Below are 25,889 nucleotides of genomic sequence, written 5' to 3'. Positions count from 1 at the left end.
AGGCAGCATGCGTTGATCGACTGCTGCAGGGGCCCAGGCCACGGGGTGTACGGTGTAAAAAGGCCAGCGAGACGTCGCTCTCGCGCCCCGCTGGCAGAGGTAAAGCCTTACGCTGCGATCAGATGCTGATGCACAGGTATTTGATTTCCAGGTAGTCCTCGATGCCGTACTTGGAACCTTCGCGGCCCAGGCCCGAGGCCTTGATACCGCCGAACGGCGAGACTTCGTTGGAGATCAGACCGGTGTTGATACCGACCATGCCGTATTCCAGGGCTTCGGCGACACGGAACACACGGCTCATGTCACGGGCATAGAAGTACGAGGCCAGACCGAACTCGGTGTCGTTGGACATGGCGATGACTTCGGCCTCGTCCTTGAAACGGAACAGTGGCGCCAGCGGGCCGAAGGTTTCTTCCTTGGCCACCGCTGCGTTATTTGGCACGTTGACCAGCACGGTCGGCTCGAAGAAGTTACCTTCGATCAACTTGCCGCCGGTCAGTACCTGGGCGCCTTTGCCAACTGCATCGGCAATGTGCTCCTGGACCTTGGCCACGGCTTTTTCGTCGATCAGCGGGCCGGTGGTGGTGCCGTCTTCCAGGCCGTTGCCGATCTTCAGCTTGGCCACAGCGGCCTTGAGCTTCTCGGCGAAGGCATCGTAGACGCCGTCCTGCACGTAGATACGGTTGGCGCAGACGCAGGTCTGGCCGTTGTTGCGGTACTTGGAGATGATCGCGCCGTCGACGGCCTTATCCAGGTCTGCGTCGTCGAACACAATGAACGGCGCGTTGCCGCCCAGCTCCAGGGAAACCTTCTTGATGTCTTTGGCGCATTCGGCCATCAACTGGCGACCGATCTCGGTGGAGCCGGTGAACGACAACTTGCGCACGATCGGGTTGCCGGTCAGCTCACTGCCGATGTCGCCGGCGCTGCCGGTCACCACGCTCAGCACGCCAGCCGGGATACCGGCACGGGTGGCCAGCTCAACCAGGGCCAGGGCCGAGTACGGGGTTTGCGAAGCAGGCTTGAGCACCATGGTGCAGCCAGCGGCCAGGGCCGGGCCGGCTTTACGGGTGATCATCGCCGCCGGGAAGTTCCACGGGGTAATGGCCGCGGTCACGCCGATCGGCTGCTTGATCACGATCAGGCGCTTGTCTGGCTGGTGACCCGGGATGGTGTCGCCGTAGACGCGCTTGGCTTCTTCAGCGAACCACTCGATAAAGGAAGCGGCGTAGACGATCTCGCCCTTGGCTTCGGCCAGTGGCTTGCCCTGCTCGGTGGTCATCAGGCGGGCCAGGTCGTCCTGGTGCTCGATCATCAGCTCGAACCAGCGACGCAGCTTGCCAGCACGTTCTTTGGCGGTCAGCGCGCGCCAGGCCGGCAGCGCCTTGTCGGCGGCCTCGATGGCACGGCGGGTTTCAGCGGCGCCCATCTTCGGCACAGTGCCGATGATCTCGCCCGTTGCCGGGTTGTTGACCTTGATCGTCTGGCCGTTGTCCGCGTCCAGCCACTCTCCATTGATGAAGGCTTGCTGGCGGAACAACTGGGCGTCTTTAAGCTGCATGTCGGGCTTCCTTAACTGCACCGTGCAGGCACGGCGCGAATTATTGATTGTAGAAAAAGGAGAGCGTTTGAAATCTCAAACGAATCCTAGGATCAACGAGGAGAAAGGACAATAGGGTGTTCGAAAAAAAGAACAAAAAGCGCTGTGCGGCTGATTTTTTCAGATCAACGTCATTTATAGCCCCTTGAGTGTGCGAAATCGACCACAGCCATTCTGACGATGGACGCCGCCAGCCTAGATGGGTATCATGGCGCCCGCGTTGCACTCGTAGCTCAGCTGGATAGAGTACTGCCCTCCGAAGGCAGGGGTCGTGGGTTCGAATCCCGCCGAGTGCGCCATATCGATCAAGGCTCAGGTGAATACCTGGGCCTTTTTTGTTTTCCGAGCCCGCTGCTACCAGCACGCGTCTATGTCAGATGATGTTTCGAAGTCTCGAAATATGTCGTCCTAAGAAATACCCTACGCGGTCTGTCGATACCCGTCTGCTTGTCCCTGGGAACTCGTGCCTCTAGGCTCCTACCCATCACCGAAATCTCGGTGATCGGGCGTGGTAACCCGGAGTGTGCATCATCCTATACAGTCAATGGCGGCTGTATGCGGGAGGCTTTCGAGCCTGCCGGGATTGATGCTCACCCCGGTTTACCACCCCGTGTACAGCTGCCACCCATTCGGGTGGTAACGGATTGCGGTGTCAGCTCCGACTTGTGAGCATCGACATGAAAAAAATCGTCCCCGATCCACCACTCGATAAATCCGCCGCCACCGCCCACTCCGTCTTTGGCAACTGCCAAGCCGGGCACTCTGCGCTGTTCGCTGTCTGCTCCGGCGTCGCCGCCCATGATGCGCTGGTGCATGCCTCTCTCTACCTACGCTGCGCTTACGACACTGGGAAATACCCACGCAAGAAAAATGTCGCAGCAGAGAAGCCTTCGGATGAGGCAAAATGCCACTAACTGATTCGCATTTATCGAGTCAGGCCCCCTGGAATACACCAGCAAGAAGGATCTTTATGAAGCGGTTCGCTTTGACCCCGGCCCGGTGGGTCGGGATGCTGTGCTGTCTGTTCGCCTTGAACATGGCACAGGCCAAGGACGACGGTACCGACCCCTCCGTCACCATCGAAAAGGACATTCTACGCACCGTGGTTGCCGAAGACGGCAGCTACGCCTCCACCCAGGACCTGGTCCTGCTGATCAACGAAGAACGCGCGATCCAGGCCAAGGCCCAGCAATCGCTGTACTACAACCGCACGCTGGAAACCCTGGAAGTTACCCAGGCCTACACTCAGAAGCCGGACGGCCGCAAGGTCGTGGTCAGCCCAGAGCAGATCAAGGAGCAACAGGAACGCCAGTCATCCCAGGCGCCAATGTTCCATGACAGCCTGGTCAAGGTGGTGATTTTCCCGGAAGTGGCAGTCGGCGACCGCCTGGTGCTGAGCTTCAAGAAGCAGCGCAAGACCCCGCTGTTCCCCGGCCAGTTCGAAGACCTGGCGATGCCGCAGTTCCACCCCACCAAACAGTTCACCCTGATCTACGACCTGCCGAAGAACCTCAAGCTCAATGCCGAGGCCAAGGGTTTCAAGGCATCCAGCCCCAAGGCCGAGACCGGCCGCAAGGTTTACCAGTGGGACTACGTGCAGGGTGACAACGCTCGTACAGAATTGGGCGCGGTAGCCTACTCGGACTACGGCAAGTACCTGGCCGTGTCCACCTTTGCTGACTACAGCGAATTCGCCAAAGCCTACGCGGCGCGGGCCAACAGCGAAGTCACGCCGGCCATCCGCGAGCTGGCCGAGAAGCTGACAGCCAAGATCGATGACCCACGCGACAAGGCCTTGGCCCTGGGTGACTGGGTGCGCCGCAATATCCGCTACGTGGCGGTGTACATCGGCGCGGGCGGCGTCGTGCCGCATGCTGCCGACACCGTACTGAGCAACCGCTATGGCGATTGCAAAGACCACGTAGCCCTGCTCGAAGCGCTGCTGGCCGCGGTCAACATTGAAAGCACCCCGGCCCTGATCAACCTCGGCAGTGCCTACGCCCTGCCCAAGGTGCCAACCCTGGGTGTGATCAACCACGTGGTCACCTACGTGCCGAGCCTGGACCTGTACCTGGACTCCACTGCCGAAGCCATCGCCAGCGGCTATCTGCCAGCCCCGGTGCTGGACAAGCCTACCGTGCTGGCCCGCTCGGGCAAGCTCGGCCACACCCCGGCCACCCAGCCAGGCCTGGTGCACAACAGCACCACGTATACCGTGGCCAGCAGCGGCGCCGCCGACTTCACGCATGCCTCGAAGATCGACGGTTGGGCCGCCGAGATGAACCGCTGGATGATGCGCAACATGCAACCGGCCGAGCGCGACCTGCTGACCCAGCGCATCCTCGCCGCCTACGGCCAGCGTGGCAGCGGCAAGATCAGCAGCGATGACCTGGAAACCAGCGGCGCCTTCGAGATGCACATCAACGGTCGCAGTGAAAACCTGGTCAACCTGCCCGGCCCGATCGGCGTGCCGACCCTGACCAGCCTGGCCGGCGGCATCGCCCAGAACGTCTTCGGCTTCATCGCCGAGAAGCAGCGTACCCAGGACTTCACCTGCATCTCTGGTATCACCGAAGAACAGGCACGCTTCGAGTTCCCGGCCGACGTCAAGATCATCGCCGCGCCCAAACCTGTGACCCTCAAGGACAAGCACTTCGATTACAGCGCCGAGTATGCCCTGCAGGGCAACAGCCTGGTGGTCAAGCGCCGCCTGGACTTCCACAACCCGAAAGCGGTGTGCAGCGTGAAGGACTTCGAGAAGATGAAGCCAACCCTGGACGCCATGCTCAATGACCTGAACAGCCAGGTGATCGTGCAGAAGAGCTGACGTATCGCGCCCTGTTAAATCCTTTGGGGTTCAGCAGGGCGCTGCCACTGTTACGCCACCTATGAAATATTTGGTAAACTCCCCGCCGACTTCTGCTGCACACACGCAAGCAGAAACGATCAAAAGGAATTGTCATGGCAATGGTTTTTTGCCGCGGTTGTGCCAAGGAAATCCATGAAACGGCACCCAGCTGCCCACAGTGCGGCGCCCCTCAGTATCTCCCCGCCACCTCGCAACCTGCCAGCCAACCCTCGCCCTGGATGGGCATCACTTCGCTGATCCTCGGCATCCTCTGCGGGCTTTCACTGTTCGACGATTCCGATTGGGACCGTAACACTCTGTTGGGATTAGGCCTGTTTGCGCTGACCGGGTTGATCCTGGGCACGCTCAGCATCGTCAACAAAAAGCCGGGAAGCAACATGGCAATTGCCGGTGCGACTTTGTCGGGTATTTCACTGTTTGTGTATATCGGACTATCAGTTAATTAATGTAAGGGACAACAAATGAGTATGGTTTTTTGCCGTGGCTGCGCCAAGGAAATCCACAGCAGCGCCCTGGCTTGCCCGGCGTGTGGTGCACCGCAAGCTGCTGCAGCACCTGTGACCGCCGCACCTGCGCCGACTGGCATCTGGTACTTTGAAGTATTGAAGAAATACGCCGTGTTCTCCGGCCGCGCGCGCCGCAAGGAATACTGGATGTTCTTCCTGGTCAACATCCTGGTGGCCATGGTGCTGGGCTTTATCGACCGCGTGGCCGGTACCGGTGCCATCCTCTCCAACCTGTATAGCCTGGCACTGCTGATTCCGGGCATCGCCGTAGGCGTTCGACGCATGCACGACACCGACCGTAGCGGCTGGTGGCTGCTGCTCCCGATCGTCAACCTGATCTTCCTGTGCCAGGACAGCCAGCCAGGCCCGAACCGTTTCGGCCAAAACCCGAAAGGTATCGCTTGATCACGGAATGATCGAGTCTCAAAGCAAAGCGGCCATCATTGGCCGCTTTTGCATTTTTGCGCCCATGACGTTTTTCAATCACATCGATGCCGCTTTCGCCCTTGCCCTGCAGCGATCTGTACACGATTCTTTAGCTATCTGCCGTCACCCACTCCCAGCATCGCAGAGGCCTCTATGAAAACCGTGGCACAGCTTCTAAAAACAAAAGCCCAGCAGCACCACCAGGTTCACACCATCGGCCCCGACCACATGGTGCTCGATGCGCTGAGGTTGATGGCGGAGAAGAACGTCGGTGCCCTGCCGGTGGTGCAGGACGGGCGTGTAGTGGGGATCGTCAGTGAGCGCGACTACGCGCGCAAGATGGTGCTCAAGGGCCGCAGTTCGGTGGGCACTCCCGTCAGTGCGATCATGAGTGCGCCGGTGATTACCGTCGACCCGCACCAGAACGTCGAATACTGCATGAACATGATGACCAACAGTCACCTGCGCCACTTGCCGGTGGTCGAGAACGGCGAACTGCTCGGCCTGTTGTCGATTGGCGACCTGGTCAAGGAAGCCATCGCTGAACAGGCCAACATGATCCTGCAGCTGGAACAGTACATTCGCGGCGACTGATTCGCTGCGCGCTCAGCGGTATTCGCCCTCCAGCTCGTCGAGCTGGTGGTCGAAGCTGCGCAAGCGCGCCGACCAGGTGTATACCAGCACTTCCAGGTCGCGATTGAGCACGGCGGCGCCACGACCGCTGCTTTGCTGCGAGTCGCACAAGTCCAGTTGATAACGTTCCCGGGCCATGGCGGTGGCCACGGTCGAGAGCTCGCGGGCGTTGTCCAGCCAGTGGCGGCGGTCATGGGTTTCGCGATCAAGCTCGCGGCATTGGCGTTTCAGGGCTTCAAGGCTCTGCTCCAGCGGCGTGCCTTCAAGCTCGCCCATCACCTCCTGAAAGGTGCGTCCGGGCTGCCAGTAGCTGCCCCAGAAATAGCGGTCGAACACCGTCTCGACCCGGCGCAAGGCAACCTTGGTGTTCCAGATCGCGACCAGCGTTCGGCCCTGGGCCAGCTGACGCTTGCTCACGCGCAATTGCTGCCAGCCAATCCAGGCCAGCGCGGTCAGCGCCAACGCACCGATCACGCCCCCGGCGGCATAGAGAAACACCAGTGCCTGGCCCAGCTGGTGGGTCTGTTTGATTCCGTAGAAATAACCGACGGTCAGCAGGCCCAGGGCAGTCACGGCACACCAGAAACCGGCGGCATAGGGATCTTTCATTGGCGCTATCCCCTGTTGTTTGTTCCTGAGCATAGCAACGCCGTTCACCGGTAGATGTGCCGCTCAGCGTTTATTTTCTAGGACGCCGCAGCGCCTCGTTGAGCTGGTCGAACATCACCGCCCAGTCGGCATCTTCGTCGATACTGTCTTTCAGAAACGCTCGCTGGCTTGAGGTCCAGAACGGTGCATCGACCAGCTTGATATCGCTTTTTAGCGGCGAATGACTGGTTATGAATTGATCAATCCCCTTCGGATCGTCAGGTAATCCCAGTTGCTTGAACAATTCGGAAAACTTGTGGTTTGGTGCTTCCATGGGTCACTCCTTGGGGCCAGGCCGGGCATCCACGACGCCAGCCTGGCAGTGGGTTGATCATCAGCAAACCTCACGCACTTCGGCGTTTGGCACCAGTTTGAGGTACTGCGTCATGTTCATGTGGATCAGGTGATCGTGATCGCCTGCCTCGACATAAATATCCCCCTGACGGGTCAGGGTCGGATCGAGCAGCATCTTGATCGAGTAAGCATCACCCAACGCCGGAATGGCACCACGTTCGCAGTCGCCGAACAGATGTGGCAAGCCGCTTTCATGGGTCATTTGCCAGGGTCCGGTGGCCCGCACCTTGCTCATGTCCAGGTGACGGTTAGCCGGTAGCACGGCCATCAGGTAATTGCCCCGGCGGTCGTCGAGCATGACCGACTTGGCCACCCGCTCGGCAGGTACGCCGGCGGTACGCGCCGACTCAAGGCTGGTTGATGAGTGCGGATGAGAAACGATTTCATAGTCGCAGCCGGCCTTGTCCAGGCATTGCTGCAGGGTTTTTGCCATACGCATGATGCACCTCCGGATACAACGCCCCCACTTCTGAAGTTTAGGCCGTGCTGCATCAAGCAGCCGACTAAACTTATTGGACACGCACTGCCCGGGTGAATTCAGGTGATCGCTCGCTGGTGTCGGCACCTGCTGCTTCTACTGATGCTCAGCGCCCTGACGAGCGGCGTGGCTGCGCCCGGCAATCCGGTGCTGGTGATGAGTATCGACGGTGCCATCGGTCCGGCCAGCGCCGACTATCTGGTACGCGGCCTGGAACAGGCCAAGGCACAGCAGGCGCAACTGGTGGTCATCCGCCTCGACACCCCGGGCGGGCTCGACAGCTCGATGCGCGCGATCATCAAGGCGATTGTCGCCAGCCCCGTACCCGTCGCGACCTTCGTCGCGCCCGGTGGCGCCCGCGCGGCCAGCGCCGGCACTTACATCCTTTATGCCAGCCACGTGGCGGCAATGGCCCCGGGCACAAACCTTGGCGCCGCCACGCCGGTACAGATCGGCGGCCTGCCGGGCACGCCCAAGGACCCAGCCGCACCGCCCGCCTCGCCCACCGGCGACAAGCAAGCGCCGAACAGTGAGCAGGACACCCTGACCCGCAAGCAGATCAACGACGCCGCCGCCTACATTCGCGGCCTGGCACAACTGCGCGGGCGCAATGCCGATTGGGCGGAGCAAGCGGTGCGCGAATCGGTGAGCCTGCCCGCCAACGAAGCCCTGCGCCTGAAAGTCATTGACCGTATCGCCAACGACCTCCCCGACCTGCTGCGCCAACTCGACGGCAAGAGCCTGGAAGCCGCTGGCCAGCCGGTGCAGTTGCATACGGCCAATGTGGCGATCATCGAACGCGAGCCGGACTGGCGCACGCGCCTGCTGGCGGTGATCACCAACCCCAGCGTGGCGCTGATCCTGATCATGATCGGCATCTACGGGCTGATGTTCGAGTTCATGAGCCCCGGCTCCGGAGTGGGCGGGGTGATCGGCGGCATCTGCCTGCTGGTCGCTCTGTATGCCCTGCAGCTATTGCCGGTGAGCTATGCCGGGGCGGCGCTGATCATGCTCGGTATCGCCTTCATGATTGCCGAGGCGTTCCTGCCCAGTTTCGGTGTGGTCGGCTTTGGCGGCATCGTCGCGTTCGTGGTCGGCGCGGTGATATTGATGGACACCGATGTGCCCGGCTTCGGCATCCCCCTGGCATTGATCCTGACCCTCGCGCTGCTCTCGGCGCTGCTGCTCGGCGGTGTCTTGGGCATGGCCATGAAGGCGCGCAAGCGCGCGCTGGTCAGCGGTGATGCCGGGCTGGTGGGCAGCCTGGCGACAGTGATGGCGGTCAATGACAGCGACCCGTTCATCGGCTCGGTGCAGGTGCAGGGTGAGCAGTGGCAGGCCCAATGCCAGACGCCACTGCAGGTGGGGCAACGCGTCCGGGTGATTACACGCAAGGGCGTACTACTGGACGTCAGCGCCGAAGCAGAAGCACCGGCGCAAGGAGACTGAGATGTTTTTCGAACTGGGCTTTGGCGCATTGCTGGCACTGCTGGCGGTGCTGTTGCTGGCGGCATTCCGCATCCTGCGCGAATACGAACGTGGCGTGGTGTTCCAGCTCGGACGCTTCTGGCGAGTCAAGGGCCCGGGCCTGGTGTTGCTGATCCCGGGGATCCAGCAGATGGTCCGGGTCGACCTGCGCACGGTGGTGCTGGATGTGCCGCCGCAGGATGTAATCACCCGCGACAACGTCTCGGTCAAGGTCAACGCGGTGCTGTACTTTCGAGTGCTCGACCCGCAGAAGGCGATCATCCAGGTCGAAGACTTTCTCATGGCCACCAGCCAACTGGCGCAGACCACTTTACGTGCGGTGCTGGGCAAGCATGAACTGGATGAACTGCTGGCCGAGCGTGAGCGGCTGAACCTGGATATTCGCCAGGTGCTGGACGCGCAAACCGATGCCTGGGGCATCAAGGTGGCCAACGTCGAGATCAAGCATGTCGACCTCAATGAGTCGATGATCCGCGCCATTGCCCGTCAGGCCGAGGCTGAACGGGAGCGGCGGGCCAAGGTGATCCATGCCGAAGGCGAATTGCAGGCATCGGAGAAGCTGATGCAGGCCGCGGAAATGCTCGGCCGCCAATCGGGCGCGATGCAGCTGCGGTACATGCAGACCCTGGGCACTATTGCCGGGGACAAGTCGTCGACGATCGTGTTTCCGTTGCCGATCGAGATGCTCAAGGGGCTTGTGGATAAGTGAAGTCGCCAATCGCCGGCAAGGCCGGCTCCCACAAAGGATCTGTTGACGCCGGCCCCTGTGGGAGCTGGCTTTGCCGGCGCAGCCTTGCCGCTCTTACCAACCGCCACCCAACGCCAGGAACAACCCAATCTGCCCCATCGCCACCTGGGTATTGGCCGCCGCCAGCTGCGCGCGCATGTCGGTGTAGGTGCGGGTTGCCTGCAGGTCGGCGAGGAACGACTCGCGCCCGGCCTGATAAAAGCGGTGGGTCTGATCCGCCGCCAATTGCGCCGAACGCTCGGCATCAGCCAGGGCATCACGGCGCTCCAGCAAAGCACTGTATTGCGCAAGGCTGGTCTGGGTTTCACGAATGGCATTGAGCACCACCCCATCAAAATGCGCCAGCGCCGCCTGGGTCGAAGCTTCTGCCGCGCGAATGCGCGCTCGCGAACCGTTGGTCGGCACCGTCCAGGTCAGCAGCGGGCCGAAGCCCCAGCGGTTGGTCGCAGGTTCCCCCAGGTTGTCGAGAATACCGATAGTGCCCACCTGGGCACCGATACTGATGTCTGGATACAACTGCCCAGTGGCCACGCCAATGGTCGCCGTGGCCGCCGCCAGGCTGCGTTCGGCCTGACGGATATCCGGGCGGCGCTTGAGCAGCGCCGCGCCATCACCCACCGGCAGGACCTGGGCGATATGCGGCAACTCGGCGCAATCGCCCGTGCCGGCCGGCAATTGATTGAGCGGTTTGGCCAACAGCATCGACAAGGTGTACAGGCCCGCTTCACGCGCGGCCTGGTAACGCGGCAGCTCGGCGCGCAGGGATTTGAACTGGGTCTGCGACCGGGTCACCTGGGTTTCGTCACCACGACCGGCGTCGCGCAGGCGCTGGGTCAGGGTCACGCTCTGTTCTTGCAGGCCCAGGGACTCATGGGCGATGTGATATTCCTCGTTGGCCGCGCATACCTGGGTATAGGCGCGGACCACATCCGCCACCAGGGTGATGCGCGCAGTATCGGCGGCAGCCTGGGTCGCATCGGCATTGGCCTGGGCGGCCTCGACGCCACGCTTGAGGGTGCCCCACAGGTCAAACTGGTAGGAAGCGCTGATAATCGCCTCACCAATGTTGGCCACCGGCACCTTCTCTGGCAGCAGGAACGCCTCGCCAGACTCTTGCAAACGCTGGGCGCCCAGCTTCACGCCACCATTGAGGCCGCCCTGGGCCTCGGCTTCTTCGACCTGTGCACGGGCCTTGGCGATATTCGCTGCCGCTACGCGCAGTTCAGTGTTGGCGGCCAGGGCCTGACGCACCAGCTCATTGAGGCGCTCGTCCTGGTACAGGTGCCACCAGTCTTTGGGCACAGGCGCCGAGACCACGCTGCTGGCGTCCTGGCGCAGTTCGCCCTGCAGGTCGGCGCGCTGGATGACAGCGTCCTTGGGCACGTGGTAATCCGGCCCGACCATCTGACAGGCCGACAGCAGCAGGCTCAGGCCAAGCAGCGACAGCCGTTTCATTGCCCGCGGCCCTCAAGGATCGACACCGTCGCGGTACGCCCGGCGATCATGCGAAAGTCCGCCGGCACTTCATCGAAGGCAATGCGCACCGGGATCCGCTGGGCCAGCCGCACCCAGCTGAACGCCGGGTTGACGTTGGGCAGCAGGTTGGCGCCGCTGCTGCGGTCGCGGTCCTCGATACCGGCGGCGATGCTCTGCACCCGCCCGCTCAGGCGGGTATTGTCGCCGAGCACGCGGATATCCACAGCCTGGCCGATGTGAATGCCGGCCAGCTTGGTTTCCTCGAAGTAGCCATCGACGTGGTAGGAGTCGCTGTCGACCACCGACAGCACTGGCCGACCGGCGCTGACAAATTCGTGGGCACGCGGCGCGCGGTCGTTGAGGTAGCCATCGACCGGGCTGCGTACCACCGAGCGGTCGAGGTTCAGTTGCGCGGCATCCACCGCCACCTGGGCTTCGGCCAGGGCCGATTCGGCGCGGGCCTGGCGCGACTGGCTCTCTTCCAGTTGCTCCTGCGCCACCAGGTTGCCCAGGCCACGGTTACGCCGGGCTTCACGCTGGGCCTGGGCCAGGGTTTCCTTGCGCTCGGCCAGGGTCGCCTGGGCCTGGCGCAAGGCCAGGTGGAAGCGGTCCTGGTCGATGGTAAACAGCACGTCACCGCGCTTGACCACCTGGTTGTCGCGCACTTCGACCTGCTGGATCAAGCCGGAAACATCCGGGGCGATCTGGATCACATCAGCACGGATGTGACCGTCACGGGTCCAGGGCGCGAACATGTAGTACATGACCATCTGCCAGACCAGTACGGTCGCCAGCGTCACTACCAGCAGGGTCAGGACCACGCGGCCCAGGGTCAACAAGGGTTTTTTCATGGCAGCATCAGGTTTCGGCAAAAGTGGTCGACCGTGCCGAGCAGCACGGCGTAAAGCGCAACGTTGAACAGCGCCCGGTGCCAGACCAGGCGATAGAAGTGCACCCGGTTGAGCAGCGCGTGCACAGCGAGGAACACCAGGTAGGTGAGCACCATCATCACCAGCAGCGTGGGCAGGAACACCCCGCTGATATCCAGATCTCCGATCACAGCGGTGCTCCATCGATGCCGTAGGGCAGTTGTGGCTGATCGTCGGATGGTTCCAGCACCACCTCGACACCTGGCAACAGCGCCAGGCGCAAACCACTCAGGGCATGCAGCAGGTGCACGCGGGCTTCGGCGCTATCGGCCAGGTCATTAAGGTTCAGGGCGCGGCGGGCGCGCTCCATGCTCTGCAGCAACACCTCGGGAGCGTGCAGGCGACGACGGGCATCCAGGCAGGCCTGAAAGTGTTCACCCACCTCCTCCACCACCCGCCCCAGCAATTGGCGCGGGTGTGCGCCGACCCGAGGCATGTAGGCCAGCAGGTCGAGCAGGTTCAGGCCCACGCGCAGGTCACGCAGCGCGGTGCCGGTGTCCTGGCCGGTCTGGGTCAGGCGCGGCAGTTGCTGCATCAGCCGATCGAGCATCTGCACACCCAGGCGCCGATGCTCGGCCAGGGTCGCCGGCTGGGTCATGCCGACGATGTCGTGCCAACTGAAACGGGTCAGGCGCTTGGCCGCAAGCTCGACGCCGAACGGGCGCACCACCAGGGTCCAGATAAAGGCGAACAGCAAGCCCACCGGCCCGGCCAGGTTGGCGTTGATAAAGGTCAGGAAGTTGGCGTCGTAGGCACCCTGAATGCTGATGAACGAGGCGGTGTTGACGATGGTCAGCAAGGTGCCCAGGTAGAAGCGCGGCTGCACGGTCAAGGTGCCGACGCAGATGCACGGCGCGGCGAAGGCCAGTACCAGCATCGGGAAGTCATGCAGGTTGGGCAGCACCAGGAACAGGTAAAGGCTGGCGAACAGCACCGACAACGAGGTCCAGAAGAAAAAGCGGTAGATCTGCGGCGCCGGATCGTCCATGGCGGCAAAGAAGCTACAGGCCACGGCAGCGAGAATCACCGCGCTGCCACCGTCGCTCCAGCCAAGCAGGATCCACAGCGTGGTGGCGGCAATGATCGCGGTGACGGTGGAGAACACCGAATAGAGCATCAAGCCACGGTCGAAGAATGGCGTCAGCCGGCCCAGGCGCCAGTGCCGATAGACCGCGCGCCACGGCGACAGGTCTTCATTGCGGATAGCGTGCTGCAGGCTGCAGCAGTCCTGCCACAGATCGACCCACTCGGCCAGGCGATAAAGCGCGTTGGACAGCAGCAGCGAGGCGCGTTGGTCAAGGGACACAGCGCTCGGTTGCAGGTGTTCGATTTGCCCACGCAGAGCAGACCAGCGCGCCGGCGATGCATCCTGTGCGGTGCCTTGCAGCCAGGCACGGGCCTCGCCCAGCAACGGCTGCAATTGCTCGGTCTGGGCCGGGGCGCGGCCTTCGAGGGCAAGCAAGGCGTCGTCGAGGGCATCGATCACCGGCAGCAGGTGGATCATCCGCCCGCGCAGCTCGCGGGCGTTCTTTACCGTTTGCGGGCGGGCGCCTTCATGGGACAGCTGGCCGATCATCAGCTCCAGCGAGTTGAAGGTGGTGACCATCGAGGCACGCAGACCGCCGACTTTCTCGGCGCTGGCTTCGCGGGCCAGAAAGGTGTCGCTGTAGCGAATCGCCTCGTTGAACCAGTTGCCGGTGGCGCCGACCAGCACCGGGGTCAGGCGCCGCGGCCAGAAGATCGCCCCGACCACCGCCGCACAGACAATGCCCAGGCAGATTTCCTGGGCCCGTGACGAGGCAATGTCGAATACGGCCAGCGGCTCATCGACCACCGGCAGGGCAATCATCGGCAAGGTGTAGCCGGCAAGCATCAGCGCATAGCTATTGGCGGTGCGCAGGTGCAGCGAGAGGAACAGCAAGGTGCCGGTCCACAAGGCCACGGCGACCGTCAGCAGTACCGGTGTCTGCACCAGCAGCGGCACCAGGAACACCGCCCCGGCGGCGCCGAGCAGGGTGCCCATGGCCCGGTACAGGGCCTTGGAACTGGTGGGCCCGACGAATGGGCTGGAGACGATGTACACCGTGGCCATGGCCCAGTAAGGCCGCGGCAGCTGCATGAGCAGGGCGATGTACAGGGCGATCATCGAAGCGGCAAAGGTGCGCACGCCGTAGAACCAGTCGCGCGCAGGCGGCATCGAGCTGAAAAAACCGTTCACGTCGGCACGCCCGGGGTGCGCTGGGCAGCCTCTTCGAAGGCGCGCAGCACCCGCAGGGTGGCCAGCAGGTCGGCTTCGTCGATGCCCTGCAGCACTTCACGGCGCAGGCGCACCAGTTCGCCTTCGATGGCTTCGGCGAGCACCCGGCCGCTGGCGGTCAGGCTCAGTGCCTTGGCCCGGCGGTCGAGCGGATCTTCCGTGCGGCAGACGAAGCCGGCCGTGCACAGCTGGTCGAGCAGGCGTACCAGCGACGGGCTTTCAAGCCCTGCCGCTTGCGCTACGGCGACCTGGTGCACGCCATCGCCCAGGCGCACGATCATCAGCAGTGGCATCGCACAGGCTTCGGAAATGCCGTAGCCGGCCAGAGTCGCCTGGCAGATGCGCCGCCAGTGCCGGCCGGCCACCACCATACCGCTGCTGATGTTGAGTTGCAGTGCGTCGAGGGTCATGAAGGGAGGTTCGTGGCTATATTCATAGTTTGCTAACTATCAATATTCTTCGATCACCGCCCCTGCCGTCAATAGTGGCTGAAAGACGTCATGTTCAAGGTTGCAGCTGATCGTCCAGCTTCATGTTCAGCGCCAGCTTGCTGCCCAGGCTGATCGCCTGCTCGCGCCAGAACAGATAACGCAGGGCGTTGTTGACCTCGCTGAAGTGCAGCGCCAACGCTTCGGCAGCCTGCATCACCCCGGCCACAGCGGCCAGTTCCAGCCAGTACACCGCGGCTTTGGTATCGACGTTGACCGTCAGCCCATGCAGCAGCCGGTAGCCAACCTCAAAGCGGCAACGGGCGTCACCGCGCTGGGCGCCACGTAGAAACCAGCGATAGGCCTGCTGCAGGTCGACCTGCCATTCCTGGCTGTCGCTGTCACAGATTTCTTCCTCGTAGAGGTCGCCAAGGGCGGCGGCGGCATGCTCCAAGCCACGTTCGAAAGCCTGCTGGTAATACTCCGCCGCGCTGGCGTAGGCCACCTCGACGCCTTTGCCGAAGTAATGCTGCTGGCCAAGGTTGAACCAGGCAGCAGCGCTGCCCTGCAGGGCCGCCATGCGCAACAGATGCCCGGCCAAGGTCGGGTCGGCGCGCCAGTACTTGCCGTTGAGCCAGATCCAGCCCAGGTCATTGAGCGCACCGACGTTGCCCTCCAGGGCCTGGGCACGCAGGTCGTCGTACACCGCCTGCAGGTCAGCGGCTTCATCCAGGCGGCTGATCAGGCTGAAACTCTCGCCCAGCGCTGCCCGCTGGCTGGGCATGCCGACCCCGGCGTACAACCGCTGCAGGCGGCCGGGCCGACCAGGCGCAGGGATGATCCGCTCGGGCAACAGGCGCTCAAGCAGTGGGTAAATGTTGCTGGCAGCTGACATGTTCGTCCTCATTGAACTACCCACAGATCCAACAGCGGGAGTGATGAGGCGTGATTCTGCGCACGGTCACGACAAAACCTGTCGCGAACAATTCAGTTAGGGCACTCAACTGCTTCATCCTTGATCTGGATACATAAATGGCTAATTGCCATATCACCGCGCTGGCGCCATGCTACAACCGCAAGCCTAGACAAGGACGCCGCCTTTTGCCCTCTGCCACGACACGTGCCACCCTCAGCCGCCAATGGGAGTTGCTGCGCCAGTTGCCCAGCCGCTCGCCGGGGATTACCAGTGCCGAGTTGGTAGGCCGCCTGCAGGACGCAGGTTTTTCCATCAGCAAGCGCAGCATCGAGCGCGACCTCAATGAGCTGTCGCTGATCTTCCCGCTGGAACGCAACGACAAGAGCATCCCTTATGGCTGGCACTGGGCGGCCAACGCCTGCATCGAGCTACGCGGTATCAGTGTCAGCGAGGCGCTGAGCCTGGCGCTGGTGGAAGAGGCCGTGCGCCCGCTGTTGCCGGGGAGCATGCTGAAAGTGCTGGACCCGCGCTTCAGCCATGCCCGGCAAAAGCTCGAACACCTGTCGGGGGCGAACAAGGTGGCGCGCTGGCTGGACAAGGTCGCCAGCGTGCGCCCGGACATGAACATGCAGGCACCGGAAGTGCCCGACAGCATCCTCGAGACCGTGCAACACGCGCTGCTTGAGGAATACCAGTTGCACTGCCAGTACTACTCGGCTCACAACGACACGCTCAGCGAACTGACCCTCAACCCGCTAGCGCTGATCCAGCGCGGCCAGGTCAGTTACCTGATTGCCAGCGCCGCGTCCTGTACCGACATTCGCCAGTTCGCCGTGCATCGCTTTCGCAAGCTGCACATTCTCGACAGCCCGACCGAAGGCCTGCATGCCTTCGATCTGCAGGCCTACCTGCGCAGCGATGCCCTGCAGTTCGGCGATAGCGACAAGATCGAGCTGCAGGCCTGGATCAGCGACAACCTCGCCCGCCTGGTGCGCGAAACGCCGCTGTCGGCGGACATGCACCTGACCCCGCTGGAGAATGGCCACCGCCTGCGGGCCACCGTCAGCAACAGCTGGCAGCTGCGCTGGTGGCTACTGAGCCAGGGCGACGGGCTGATCGTCGAGCAGCCCCTGAGCCTGCGCCAGCAGATTGCCGAAACCCTCCACAATGCCGCCGCGCAGTATCGATCGGCCTGAGCCTGTCAGCGCTGCATGCCCCAGCGGCGCACGGTAATACGCTCCAGGGTGTTGAACACCAGGCTTTCGACCAGCAGGCCGATCAGGATCACCACCGCAAGCCCGGCGAACACCTTGTCGGTGTACAGCTCGTTGCGGTTCTGGAAGATGTACCAGCCCAGCCCGCCCTTGCCGCTGGTGGCGCCAAACACCAGTTCGGCGGCGATCAGTGTGCGCCAGGCAAAGGCCCAGCCGATCTTCAGGCCCGAGAGGATCGACGGCAGCGCCGCCGGAATCAGGATCTGCACCACCAGCCGCAAGCCACGCAGGCCATAGTTGCGACCGGCCATGCGCAAGGTCTCCGACACCCCGAGAAAGCCCGCGTAGGTATTGAGCGCCAGGGCCCAGAGCACCGAATGCACCAACACGAAGATCAGGCTGTTGTCGCCCAGGCCGAACCACAGCAGCGCCAATGGCAGCAAGGCAATTGCCGGCAGCGGGTTGAACATCGAGGTCAGGGTGCTGAGCAGGTCGCGGCCGAACTGGGTCGACACCGCCAGGCTGGTCAGGCCGAAAGCCAGGACGATCCCCAGCAGATAGCCCTTGAGCAGCACCACCAGCGACACACCGACCTTGGCCGGCAGCTCGCCGCTGAGCAGGCCGTCATACAGGGCTGCCGCGGTCTGCAGGAAGCTCGGCAGCAGCAGGTCGTTGCCCTGGTAGCGGGCGATGGTTTCCCAGGCCAGGGCCAGCAGAATCAGGATCAGGCCCTTGCGCAGCCAGCCCTGTTGCCAGAGGCGCTGACCCAGCGGCAGTTCACGCTCTACGGGGACACTCAGTAGCGGTTCGAGGACAACTTCGTATTCCTGACGCGGCGTAACAGTTGTGGTCATGGTGAGACTCCCGGTCAGTAGGCAATGCGAATGTCGGCGAAGCCCAAGGCCGGGTCGTGCTCGACCTGGGCATCGTCGTCGAACAGCAAGCGGTGGACGCGCCGCGCCGACGCCTGAAAGTCGCTGGCGCCCAGGCTCTGCAGGTCGTACTGGTGGCTGTGGATCTCGGCGCGTACCCGGCCCGGATGCGGCGACAGCAAGAGGATGCGGTTGCCGACCACCAGCGCTTCTTCGATCGAATGGGTGACGAACAACAAGGTGAAACGCACCTCTTCCCAGAGCAGCAGCAACTCTTCCTGCATCTTGCGCCGGGTCAGGGCGTCGAGGGCGGCGAAGGGTTCGTCCATCAGCAGGATCTTCGGCTGCATGGCCAGCGCCCGGGCAATCGCCACACGGGCTTTCATGCCGCCCGACAGGGTATGCGGATAGGCGTCGGCAAAGCCGGCCAGGCCGACTTTCTCCAGGTAGTGCAAGGCGCGCGCTTCGGCCTCCTTGCGTTTGAGCGTGCCGGAAGCGAGCAGCGGGAACATCACGTTCTGCTTGACGGTTTTCCACGGCGGCAGCTGGTCGAACTCCTGGAACACCACGATGCGGTCCGGGCCCGGGCCCTGCACTGCCTGGCCCTGCAAGCGGATCTGCCCTTCCCGGGGCTCAATGAAGCCGGCCACCGCCTTGAGCAGGGTCGACTTGCCACAACCCGAGGGCCCGAGCAGGACAAAGCGGTCGGCCTTGTCCACTTCGAAACTGACCTGGTGGGTAGCCCGCACCACGCGCTGCGCGGTGCGGTACTCCAGGCTTAGGTTATCCACCTGCAGCAGCGGCGGCGTTGCGACGCTGCTCAGTTTGCTGACCGTGTGGCCTGGCAATGGGGTGTTCATCCGGCTCAGCTCCCTTGCAGCGGTTTCTCGTCCTGGAAGAAGTAGTCCTTCCAGGATTCGGGTTTGTGCTTGATCGCGCCCACGCGGTAGAGGAATTCAGCCAGCGGATAGGTGTTCTTCGGCGTCACGCTGAATTCGTACTGCGGGTTGTCGATGATCTTCAGCAGTGCCTCGCGGTCGATCTTGGCCTTGGTCACGCGGATGTAGGTGTCGGCTGCGGCGGCCTTGTCGTTCTGGGCGAACTCGGCGGCTTGCGCCAGGGCATCGACGAAAGCTTTGTAGGTCTTGGGGTTGTCGTTGCGAAATTTCTCGGTGGCGAACAACACGGTCGGCGAGTTCGGGCCGAGCAGGTCGTAGGTGTTGAGCACCACGTGCACGTCCTTGTTGGCCAGTACCTGATCCTGGAACGGCGGGTTGGAGAAGTGCGCGTTCAGCTCGGTGCCACCGGCCAGCAAGGCCGCGGTGGCATCAGGATGGGGAACGGCCAGGGTGTATTTGTCGAGGCGGTTGTATTCCTTGTCGCCCCACTGCTTGGCAGCGGCGTACTGCAGGAACCGCGACTGCACCGAGACGCCCACCGCCGGCAGGGCGATGCGGTCTTTCTCGCTGAAGTCGGCGATGGTCTTCACCTTGGGATTGCTGCTGACCAGGTAGTAGGGAAAGTTGCCCAGCGAGGCCACGGCCTTGACGTTCTGCCGGCCCTGGGTGCGGTCCCAGATGGTCAGCAGCGGGCCGACGCCGGCGCCGGCGATATCCACCGAACCGGAGAGCAAGGCGTCGTTGATCGCGGCGCCACCAGACAGCTGCGTCCAATCGACCTTGATGTCGATGCCCTGCGCCTTGCCATGCTTCTCGATCAGGTTCTGATCGCGCACCACGTTGAGCAGCAGGTAAACAATGCCGAACTGTTCGGCAATGCGGATTTCACCTTCGGCCTGGGCCGTGGCCGGTGCCACCAGGCTGCCGGCAAGCAGGCTGGCACCCAGGCCGATACTGGCCGCCAGGCGGCTGATTGAGTTGCGCATGCTGTACTCCTCGAAAGATCAGAACGGGGCATCGCCCTGGATGGTGGTGCGGTACAGCTTGCGGCGCAGGTGCGCAGGGCAGCCGCTGGCCAGGTGGATCAACGAGCGGTTGTCCCAGAACACCAGGTCATGAGGCTGCCATTGGTGGCGGTAGATGTTCTGCTCGAGCACGCTGTGGGCGTAGAGCTCGGCAAGGAGCTGCCGGCTTTCGTCTTCAGGCAGGCCAACGATGCGGGTGGTGAAGCCTTCGCTGACGAACAGCGCCTTGCGGCCGTTTTCCGGGTGGGTGCGCACGACCGGGTGAATGACTTCCTGAACCTGCGCCAGTTGTTCGGCGGTCAGGGTCGGGCGCCAGTTGCCTGCGAACTTGCTCTCGCTGTAGCGGGCGGTATAGGAATGCGCGGCGCTGCGGCCTTCAACGGCTTTGCGCAGGGCTTCGGGCAGGCCGTCCCAGGCCTTGTGCATATCGGCGAACAACGTGTCGCCACCTTCGCGGGGCAGCTCCTGGGCGTGCAGCATCGAGCCCAGGCTTGGCAGTTCCTTGTACGACAGGTCCGAGTGCCAGAACTTGCCGGCGTCGCCCAGGCCGATGTTCTGCCCGTTTTCGATGATGTTGGAGACGATCAGGATTTCCGGGTGGCCGCGGAGCAAAAACTGTTTGAGCACGTGAATCTGCAGCACACCGAAGCGGCGGCTGAAGGCGATCTGTTGTTCGGGGGTAATGCGCTGGTCGCGAAACACCAGCACGTGGTGGTCGAGATGGGCCCGGTGGATCCGGGTGAAGTCCTCGGCGCTGACTGCTCGGGTCAGGTCCAGGCCGATGACCTCGGCGCCGACGGCACCACTGAACGGCAGGATTTCGAAGGCTTGCTGCTGTGCACTGTCGATGGACGACAAGGCGTTAGAGGCCGCTGACATGATTCACTCCCACGCAGAGCGCGCCCAATGGTGCGCGCATCGATCAGAAACTCACGGTGTTCCGTGTTGGTTCGGTCGTGCGGCGCGCCGATTGGTCGGCAGGTACGCAGGGGAGTGACTATAAAGTCATAAGAGAAAGAATTTAAATATCTTTAGCGCATAAGCATATGGTGAGCTTAAGGGCCTCATCGCTGGCAAGCCAGCTCCCACAAAGTCCAACTGTGGGAGCTGGCTTGCCAGCGATGCTTTTAGCGCTCGCGCAGCGCTTCGGCACGGGCGCGGATGATCGGCTTGAGCAAGTAGCTCAACACGCTCTTCTTGCCGGTGATGATATCCACCGAAGCGACCATCCCCGGGATGATCAGCAGCGGCTTGTCGTCGGTCCCCAGGTGGCTGCGCTCGGTGCGCAGCTTGATCACGTAGAAGGTGTTCTTGTCTTCGTCGGTGATGGTGTCGGCACCGATCTGTTCGAGCTTGGCTTTCAAGCCGCCGTAGATGGTGAAGTCATAGGCGGTGAACTTGACCATCGCCTCCTGCCCCGGGTGCAGGAAGGCGATGTCTTGCGGGCGGATGCGCGCTTCGACCAGCAAGGTGTCATCCAGCGGGACGATCTCGACCAGGTCGCTGCCCGGCTGGATCACCCCACCCACGGTGTTGACCAGCAGCTGCTTGACGATACCGCGCACCGGCGAGGTCACCAGGGTACGGTTGACCCGGTCGTCCAGGGCCTTGCCGGTGGCCTGGGCCTTACTCAGGTCGGTGCGCGCCTCGTTGAGTTGGGTCAGGGCTTCGCTGCGAAACTTGCCGCGGGTCTCGTCGATCTTGCGCTCGACTTCCTTGATCGCCGATTCGGCGCGCGGAATCGCCAGCGAGGTGGCGTCCAGCTGGCCACGGTTCTCCACTTCGGCACGCTTGAGGCGCAGCACTTCCACCTGGGAGATCGCGCCCTGGGCCACCAGCGGCTCGGACATGCTGATCTCCTGGCGCAACAGCTGCAGGCTGTTGCGGTACTGGCCCTGCTTGGAGCTGAACTCGCGCAGTTCCTGCTGACGCTGCACCAGTTGCTCTTGCAGGCCGCCGATCTCGTCCTGCAACTGCTGGCGGCGGCTCTGGTACAGGGATTCTTCGTTGGCGGCCTGGCTCGGCGCGGCCTTGCGGATTTCAGCGTCGATCTTCAGCGGCCGGTCTTCGACCTCGGCGCTCAGGCGTTCGACGCGCAGGGCCATGGCCAGGCGGTCCGCCTCGGTCTCACCGACGTTGGAAACAAAGCGGGTGTCGTCCAGGCGCAGCAACGGGTCGCCCACTTCGACGATCTCGCCTTCTTTGGCGTAGATCTGCGCGACAATACCGCCTTCCAGGTTCTGGATTTTCTGCAGTTTGGACGACGGGATCGCCTTGCCTTCGCCACGGGTCACTTCGTCGATAATGGCGAAGTTGGCCCAGAGGCCCATGAACAGGAAGAAGCCAAGCACCCCCCAGATGGTCAGGCGCACGATGCGCGGGGCATCTTCGATCAGTGCCTTGTTGACCTCCGGCAACGGTTGCCCGCTGAGCGACTCGGAACCCTTGAAGTACTTGCGCAGGCTGTCCTTGATCTGGCCCATATCCAACTTAAGCAACACTGATCTGCCCCTTCTTCAGCGCATCCATGACGGCGGCTTTCGGGCCATCCGCGACTATCTGCCCGCGATCGACAACGATCAGGCGGTCGACCAGTGACAACAGCGAGGCCCGGTGAGTCACCAGGACCACGGTCTTGTTCTCGATGACCGCTTGCAGGCGTTGCTTGAGGCGTTCTTCACCGGTGTTGTCCATGGCGCTGGTCGGCTCGTCGAGCAGCAGGATCTGCGGGTTGAGCAGCAAGGCGCGGCCAAGGGCGACGTTCTGCCGCTGGCCACCGGACAGGTTCTGGCCACGCTCGCCGACCTGCAGCTCATAACCTTGCGGGTGCAGCCGGGCGAACTCATGCACCCCGGACAACTCGGCAGCCTGCAGGACCATTTCGTCCTCCACGTAGCGGGCACCGCTGACCAGGTTGTCACGCAGGGTACCGGCCAGCAGCTGGATATCCTGGGGCACGTAGCCGATGTTGTGGCGCAGTTCGCTGACGTCGATCTGGCGGATGTCCACGCCATCGACCAGCAAGGAGCCGGCATCGGCTTCGTAGAGACCGACGATCAACTTGGCCAGCGAGCTCTTGCCCGAGCCGCTGCGGCCGATGATGCCGATTTTCTCGCCGGGGCGGATCGCCACATTGACGCCCTTGAGCGCCAGGTTCTGCTGGTTCGGGTAGGTGAAATCGACGCCACGGAACTCGATGGCGCCCTGCAGCACCTGACGGCTCAGCGGGCGTTCTTCGAAGTTGCGCTCTTGCGGCAGCTCCATCATCTGGTCGGTGGAGACCATGGTGACCTTGGCTTGCTGGTAACGGGTCAGCAGGCCGGAAAGCTGGCCCAGCGGGCCGAGGGCGCGGCCACTGAGCATGTAGCAGGCGATCAGGCCGCCCATGCTGAGGTTGCCAGCCATGATCTGGTAGACGCCGGCGCAGATCAGCGCCACGCCTGCCAGTTGCTGGATCAGCAGGGTGATGTTCATTGCCAGGCCAGAGAGCACCTTGACCCGCAGCTCGAGGCGGCTGAGGGTGCCGATGGTCTGCTCCCACATGTACTGGCGTTCGCTTTCGGCGTTGTTGACCTTGACCGCATCGAGCCCGGCGAGGGTCTCGATCAGGCTCGACTGGCGCTCGGAGGCCAGCGCCATGGTCCGTTCAAGGGTCGCCACCAGCGGTTTCTGCAGGGCATAACCGATGCCCAGGGCCAGCGGGAAGGCGATGATTGGAATCCACACCAGGTGCCCGCCAATGATGGCGATCACCAGCAGGATCAACAGGGTGAACGGCAGGTCGATCAGGCTGGTCAGGGTCAACGAGGCGAGGAAGTCGCGCAGACCCTGGAATTCATGGATGTTCTGGGCAAAGCTGCCGACCCTTGCCGGCCGGTATTTCATGGCCATGCCAACGATGCGTTCGAACAGCGTGGCGGAGATGATCAGGTCGGTCTTCTTCCCGGCCAGGTCCAGGCACAAGCTGCGCAGGCCCTTGAGGATCAGGTCGAAGAGGTAGGCGCCGGAGATACCCAGGGCCAGGACCCAGAGGGTCGAGGTGGCCTGGTTGGGCACCACGCGGTCGTAGACGTTCATCACGAACAGCGGCGCGGCCAGGGCGATCAGGTTGATTACCAGGCTTGCGGCGATGGCGTCGATGTACAGCCAGCGGCTGCGCTTGAGGGTGTCACGGAACCAGGAGCGCGCCCGCGGGATCAGGTTACCGTGATTGACGTCGAACTTGTGCTGCGGCTGGGCGAAGAACACCCGGCCACTGTAGTCGCTCTGCAGGGCTTCGCGGCTGACATGCACCTCGCCGCCGTCGCTCTCGCTGAGCAACAGGCGCGCGGTGTCGTCGTTCTCCCACCCCAGCAACACCGTGCTGCGACCGTCCTTGAGCAGGAGCATGGCCGGCATGGCGATGCTCGGGATCTGCTCCAGCTTGCGTTGCAGCAAGCGGCCCTGCAGGCCGGCACGGGCTGCCGCACGTGGCAGCAGCTCCGGGCTCAGGCGCTGGGCCGGCAACGGCAGGCCGGTGGTCAGCATGGCCCGGCTGGCGGGCTTCTGGTGCAGCACGCAGAGAGACAGCAGGCTGTCCAGCAGCGGGTCGTCGTGCTGACTGCGGGGATCATGGCTGAGCTGGACTCGACTGACTTCTGATTCCACGCGGGCTCTCTTAACGGTTGCGGTTGGCTATGACAGTGAACCTCAGTTCATGCCTGGCAGGTTCACTTTCGGTTTAAGGTCGTTCTGCACCACGGTGGCCATCGGTGCGACAACACCCTGGCTCTTGAGCAGCTGACCAATGGTCGCTTTGATTCGGTACTGAGTAAACAGCTGGATGTTCTTCACTTCGGTCAGCCGACGCTGCGCGGTGAAGAGTTCGTTCTCGCTGTCGAGCAAGTCTAGCAAGGTACGTTCGCCCAGGCTGAACTGCTTCTGGTAGGCGGTGCGCACACTGTTGCTGTGATCGACGTATTGCTGGGCGATCGGCAACTGCGCATTGGCGTTATCCATAGCATTCCATGCCAGGCCTAGCTCCTCATTGAGCTGGCGCAAGGCATTGTTACGAATGTCCAGCGCCTGGTTGGTCAGGTACGACTTGGATTCCAGGTCGGCCTTGTTACTGCCGCCGGCGTACAAGTTGAAACTCATGCGCAGCATAGCCTGCCATTCGTTGTTGTGGCCGTTCATGCCATCCAGATCGTTATCGGCCGTCCGTCCGAGTTCTGCATCAAAACGCGGATAGAAAGTAGACTTTGCCGCTTCGTATTGTTTCTCCGCGGCAGCGATATCGGACTCCGCCGAGCGCAGGATCGGGCTGCTCTCGACCATCTGCTGACGGGCTTCGTCGAGGTTGGCTGGCAACAGGTCGACAAACGGCGCAGGGCTGCTTAACTCGTCCGGCAGTTGACCGACCACGCTCAGGTAGTTGGTCTTGGCATCGGCGAGGTTGGTCTGCTCGGTGATCAGGTTGTTGCGCGCCTGGGCCAGACGCGCTTCGGCCTGGTCAAGGTCAGCCAGGCGGCCGACGCCACGGGCGGTGCGCAGCTTGATCTGGTCGTAGATGCGTTCGTGGCTGCGCAGGTTGTCTTCTGCCAGGCGGACCATCTCGCGACGGGTCAGGACATCCAGGTAGACCTGGGCAACGGTCAGCGCGGTGCGCTCGGACGCCCCCAGCAGCGAGTAGGCACGGGAGTTGACGGTGGCTTGCTGGCGGCCGACTTCGCTCGAGGTGGCAAAACCGTCGAAGACCATCTGCCGCAGACGCACACTCGACTCACCGCGGTTGAGGGTTTCCCAGCGGTTGCCGGTGCTCGGGCTGTCGGTGCCTTCACGGCCATAACCGGCCAGCACATCGACACGCGGCAGGTAACCGCCCTTGGCGGCGCGCAGTTGGTAGTCGGCAGCAATTCGGCTGTTAACCCCGGCCTGAATTTCCGGGTGCACCTCGAGGGCTTTCTGCATGGCCTCTGGCAGGCTCTGTGCTTGAACGAAACTGGTGGCGAGGACGAAAGGAAGAGCAGTAAACAGTGACGCGCGCATTTAACTTTTTCCCAGGGACGTCTTGTCCCAAATCACAGCAGAAATCGTTGCTGCATTAGAAAATGGCAACCGGATTGACCTTATGTCGGAAACTTC

General features: G+C 62.8%; 25 protein-coding genes and 1 tRNA gene. 9 read left to right on the top strand and 17 right to left on the bottom strand.

Features of this window, described 5'->3' with window-relative positions; all coding sequences use genetic code 11:
- Positions 1-118: 118 nt before the first annotated feature.
- Entirely contained in the window at positions 119-1,561 is a 1,443-nt protein-coding gene (gene gabD, locus PspR32_RS00780) for an NADP-dependent succinate-semialdehyde dehydrogenase (RefSeq protein WP_010222091.1), read from the bottom strand.
- 261 nt (positions 1,562-1,822) lie between these two features.
- Between gabD and PspR32_RS00775 the strand changes: the two genes are divergently transcribed.
- The 6 genes from PspR32_RS00775 to PspR32_RS00750 all read left to right on the top strand — a co-directional run bounded on the left by PspR32_RS00775 (position 1,823) and on the right by PspR32_RS00750 (position 5,995).
- A tRNA-Arg gene (locus PspR32_RS00775) sits at positions 1,823-1,899 on the top strand.
- A gap of 378 nt (positions 1,900-2,277) precedes the next feature.
- Complete coding sequence (locus tag PspR32_RS00770) at positions 2,278-2,514, top strand: hypothetical protein (RefSeq protein ID WP_178114658.1); 237 nt, start codon at positions 2,278-2,280, stop codon at positions 2,512-2,514.
- A 56-nt stretch (positions 2,515-2,570) separates the two neighbouring features.
- Entirely contained in the window at positions 2,571-4,427 is a 1,857-nt protein-coding gene (locus tag PspR32_RS00765) for a DUF3857 domain-containing transglutaminase family protein (RefSeq protein WP_010222089.1), read from the top strand.
- A 134-nt stretch (positions 4,428-4,561) separates the two neighbouring features.
- Positions 4,562-4,915 (top strand): hypothetical protein, encoded by a 354-nt coding sequence (locus tag PspR32_RS00760; RefSeq protein WP_010222088.1) that lies wholly within the window; start codon positions 4,562-4,564, stop codon positions 4,913-4,915.
- 15 nt (positions 4,916-4,930) lie between these two features.
- A complete protein-coding gene (locus PspR32_RS00755; RefSeq protein ID WP_010222087.1) occupies positions 4,931-5,380 on the top strand; it encodes a DUF805 domain-containing protein in 450 nt (149 codons plus the stop codon).
- A 174-nt stretch (positions 5,381-5,554) separates the two neighbouring features.
- Positions 5,555-5,995, top strand: a complete 441-nt coding sequence (locus PspR32_RS00750) for a CBS domain-containing protein (RefSeq protein WP_010222085.1) — start codon at positions 5,555-5,557, stop codon at positions 5,993-5,995.
- 12 nt (positions 5,996-6,007) lie between these two features.
- Here the strand turns inward: PspR32_RS00750 and PspR32_RS00745 are convergent, their stop codons facing one another.
- The 3 genes from PspR32_RS00745 to PspR32_RS00735 all read right to left on the bottom strand — a co-directional run bounded on the left by PspR32_RS00745 (position 6,008) and on the right by PspR32_RS00735 (position 7,475).
- The gene (locus PspR32_RS00745) at positions 6,008-6,643 is read right to left on the bottom strand and encodes a hypothetical protein (RefSeq protein ID WP_010222084.1); all 636 of its coding nucleotides are present in this window, start codon (positions 6,641-6,643) and stop codon (positions 6,008-6,010) included.
- Between the two features lie 70 nt (positions 6,644-6,713).
- Positions 6,714-6,956, bottom strand: coding sequence for a DUF2789 domain-containing protein (locus PspR32_RS00740; RefSeq protein ID WP_010222083.1), 243 nt, complete (start codon positions 6,954-6,956; stop codon positions 6,714-6,716).
- 60 nt (positions 6,957-7,016) lie between these two features.
- A complete protein-coding gene (locus PspR32_RS00735; protein WP_010222082.1) occupies positions 7,017-7,475 on the bottom strand; it encodes an aminoacyl-tRNA deacylase in 459 nt (152 codons plus the stop codon).
- A gap of 102 nt (positions 7,476-7,577) precedes the next feature.
- Here PspR32_RS00735 and PspR32_RS00730 point away from each other — a divergent pair, with 102 nt between their 5' ends.
- Positions 7,578-8,963 carry an NfeD family protein gene (locus tag PspR32_RS00730; protein WP_036995349.1) on the top strand — a complete coding sequence of 462 codons (1,386 nt, stop codon included), beginning with the start codon at positions 7,578-7,580 and terminating at the stop codon, positions 8,961-8,963.
- A gap of 1 nt (position 8,964) precedes the next feature.
- Complete coding sequence (locus tag PspR32_RS00725) at positions 8,965-9,711, top strand: slipin family protein (RefSeq protein WP_010222080.1); 747 nt, start codon at positions 8,965-8,967, stop codon at positions 9,709-9,711.
- A gap of 93 nt (positions 9,712-9,804) precedes the next feature.
- Here PspR32_RS00725 and PspR32_RS00720 read toward each other — a convergent pair whose 3' ends face one another.
- From PspR32_RS00720 to PspR32_RS00695, 6 genes are all read right to left on the bottom strand, one after another.
- Complete coding sequence (locus tag PspR32_RS00720; RefSeq protein WP_010222078.1) at positions 9,805-11,205, bottom strand: efflux transporter outer membrane subunit; 1,401 nt, start codon at positions 11,203-11,205, stop codon at positions 9,805-9,807.
- Positions 11,202-12,077, bottom strand: coding sequence for an efflux RND transporter periplasmic adaptor subunit (locus PspR32_RS00715; RefSeq protein ID WP_010222077.1), 876 nt, complete (start codon positions 12,075-12,077; stop codon positions 11,202-11,204). Before PspR32_RS00715 ends, PspR32_RS00720 begins: the two co-directional genes overlap by 4 nt.
- Positions 12,074-12,286: a DUF1656 domain-containing protein gene (locus PspR32_RS00710; RefSeq protein ID WP_010222076.1), complete on the bottom strand. Its 213-nt coding sequence runs from the start codon at positions 12,284-12,286 to the stop codon at positions 12,074-12,076. Before PspR32_RS00710 ends, PspR32_RS00715 begins: the two co-directional genes overlap by 4 nt.
- Complete coding sequence (locus tag PspR32_RS00705; RefSeq protein ID WP_159387962.1) at positions 12,283-14,373, bottom strand: FUSC family protein; 2,091 nt, start codon at positions 14,371-14,373, stop codon at positions 12,283-12,285. Before PspR32_RS00705 ends, PspR32_RS00710 begins: the two co-directional genes overlap by 4 nt.
- Positions 14,370-14,822, bottom strand: coding sequence for a MarR family winged helix-turn-helix transcriptional regulator (locus PspR32_RS00700; RefSeq protein WP_010222074.1), 453 nt, complete (start codon positions 14,820-14,822; stop codon positions 14,370-14,372). The genes PspR32_RS00705 and PspR32_RS00700 overlap by 4 nt, the downstream gene beginning before the upstream one ends.
- 94 nt (positions 14,823-14,916) lie before the next feature.
- The gene (locus PspR32_RS00695) at positions 14,917-15,735 is read right to left on the bottom strand and encodes a tetratricopeptide repeat protein (RefSeq protein ID WP_010222072.1); all 819 of its coding nucleotides are present in this window, start codon (positions 15,733-15,735) and stop codon (positions 14,917-14,919) included.
- Positions 15,736-15,941: 206 nt separating this feature from the next.
- Here PspR32_RS00695 and PspR32_RS00690 point away from each other — a divergent pair, with 206 nt between their 5' ends.
- Positions 15,942-16,952, top strand: a complete 1,011-nt coding sequence (locus PspR32_RS00690) for a helix-turn-helix transcriptional regulator (protein WP_010222070.1) — start codon at positions 15,942-15,944, stop codon at positions 16,950-16,952.
- Between the two features lie 5 nt (positions 16,953-16,957).
- Here PspR32_RS00690 and PspR32_RS00685 read toward each other — a convergent pair whose 3' ends face one another.
- From PspR32_RS00685 to PspR32_RS00655, 7 genes are all read right to left on the bottom strand, one after another.
- The gene (locus PspR32_RS00685) at positions 16,958-17,824 is read right to left on the bottom strand and encodes an ABC transporter permease (RefSeq protein WP_159387961.1); all 867 of its coding nucleotides are present in this window, start codon (positions 17,822-17,824) and stop codon (positions 16,958-16,960) included.
- 14 nt (positions 17,825-17,838) lie between these two features.
- Complete coding sequence (locus tag PspR32_RS00680) at positions 17,839-18,702, bottom strand: ABC transporter ATP-binding protein (RefSeq protein ID WP_010222067.1); 864 nt, start codon at positions 18,700-18,702, stop codon at positions 17,839-17,841.
- 5 nt (positions 18,703-18,707) lie between these two features.
- A complete protein-coding gene (locus PspR32_RS00675; RefSeq protein WP_159387960.1) occupies positions 18,708-19,727 on the bottom strand; it encodes an ABC transporter substrate-binding protein in 1,020 nt (339 codons plus the stop codon).
- Positions 19,728-19,745: 18 nt separating this feature from the next.
- The gene (locus PspR32_RS00670) at positions 19,746-20,645 is read right to left on the bottom strand and encodes a TauD/TfdA dioxygenase family protein (protein ID WP_159387959.1); all 900 of its coding nucleotides are present in this window, start codon (positions 20,643-20,645) and stop codon (positions 19,746-19,748) included.
- A 248-nt stretch (positions 20,646-20,893) separates the two neighbouring features.
- The gene (locus PspR32_RS00665) at positions 20,894-22,249 is read right to left on the bottom strand and encodes an HlyD family type I secretion periplasmic adaptor subunit (RefSeq protein ID WP_174242313.1); all 1,356 of its coding nucleotides are present in this window, start codon (positions 22,247-22,249) and stop codon (positions 20,894-20,896) included.
- 7 nt (positions 22,250-22,256) lie between these two features.
- The gene (locus PspR32_RS00660) at positions 22,257-24,413 is read right to left on the bottom strand and encodes a type I secretion system permease/ATPase (protein WP_159387958.1); all 2,157 of its coding nucleotides are present in this window, start codon (positions 24,411-24,413) and stop codon (positions 22,257-22,259) included.
- Positions 24,414-24,455: 42 nt separating this feature from the next.
- Positions 24,456-25,793 carry a TolC family outer membrane protein gene (locus PspR32_RS00655; RefSeq protein ID WP_010222062.1) on the bottom strand — a complete coding sequence of 446 codons (1,338 nt, stop codon included), beginning with the start codon at positions 25,791-25,793 and terminating at the stop codon, positions 24,456-24,458.
- Positions 25,794-25,889 lie beyond the last annotated feature (96 nt).

The organism is Pseudomonas sp. R32 (genome assembly GCF_009866705.1).
GTDB classification, from domain to species: domain Bacteria; phylum Pseudomonadota; class Gammaproteobacteria; order Pseudomonadales; family Pseudomonadaceae; genus Aquipseudomonas; species Aquipseudomonas donghuensis.
Note: the sequence above shows the minus strand (reverse complement) of the source record. Positions and strands in the feature narration are given on the sequence as shown.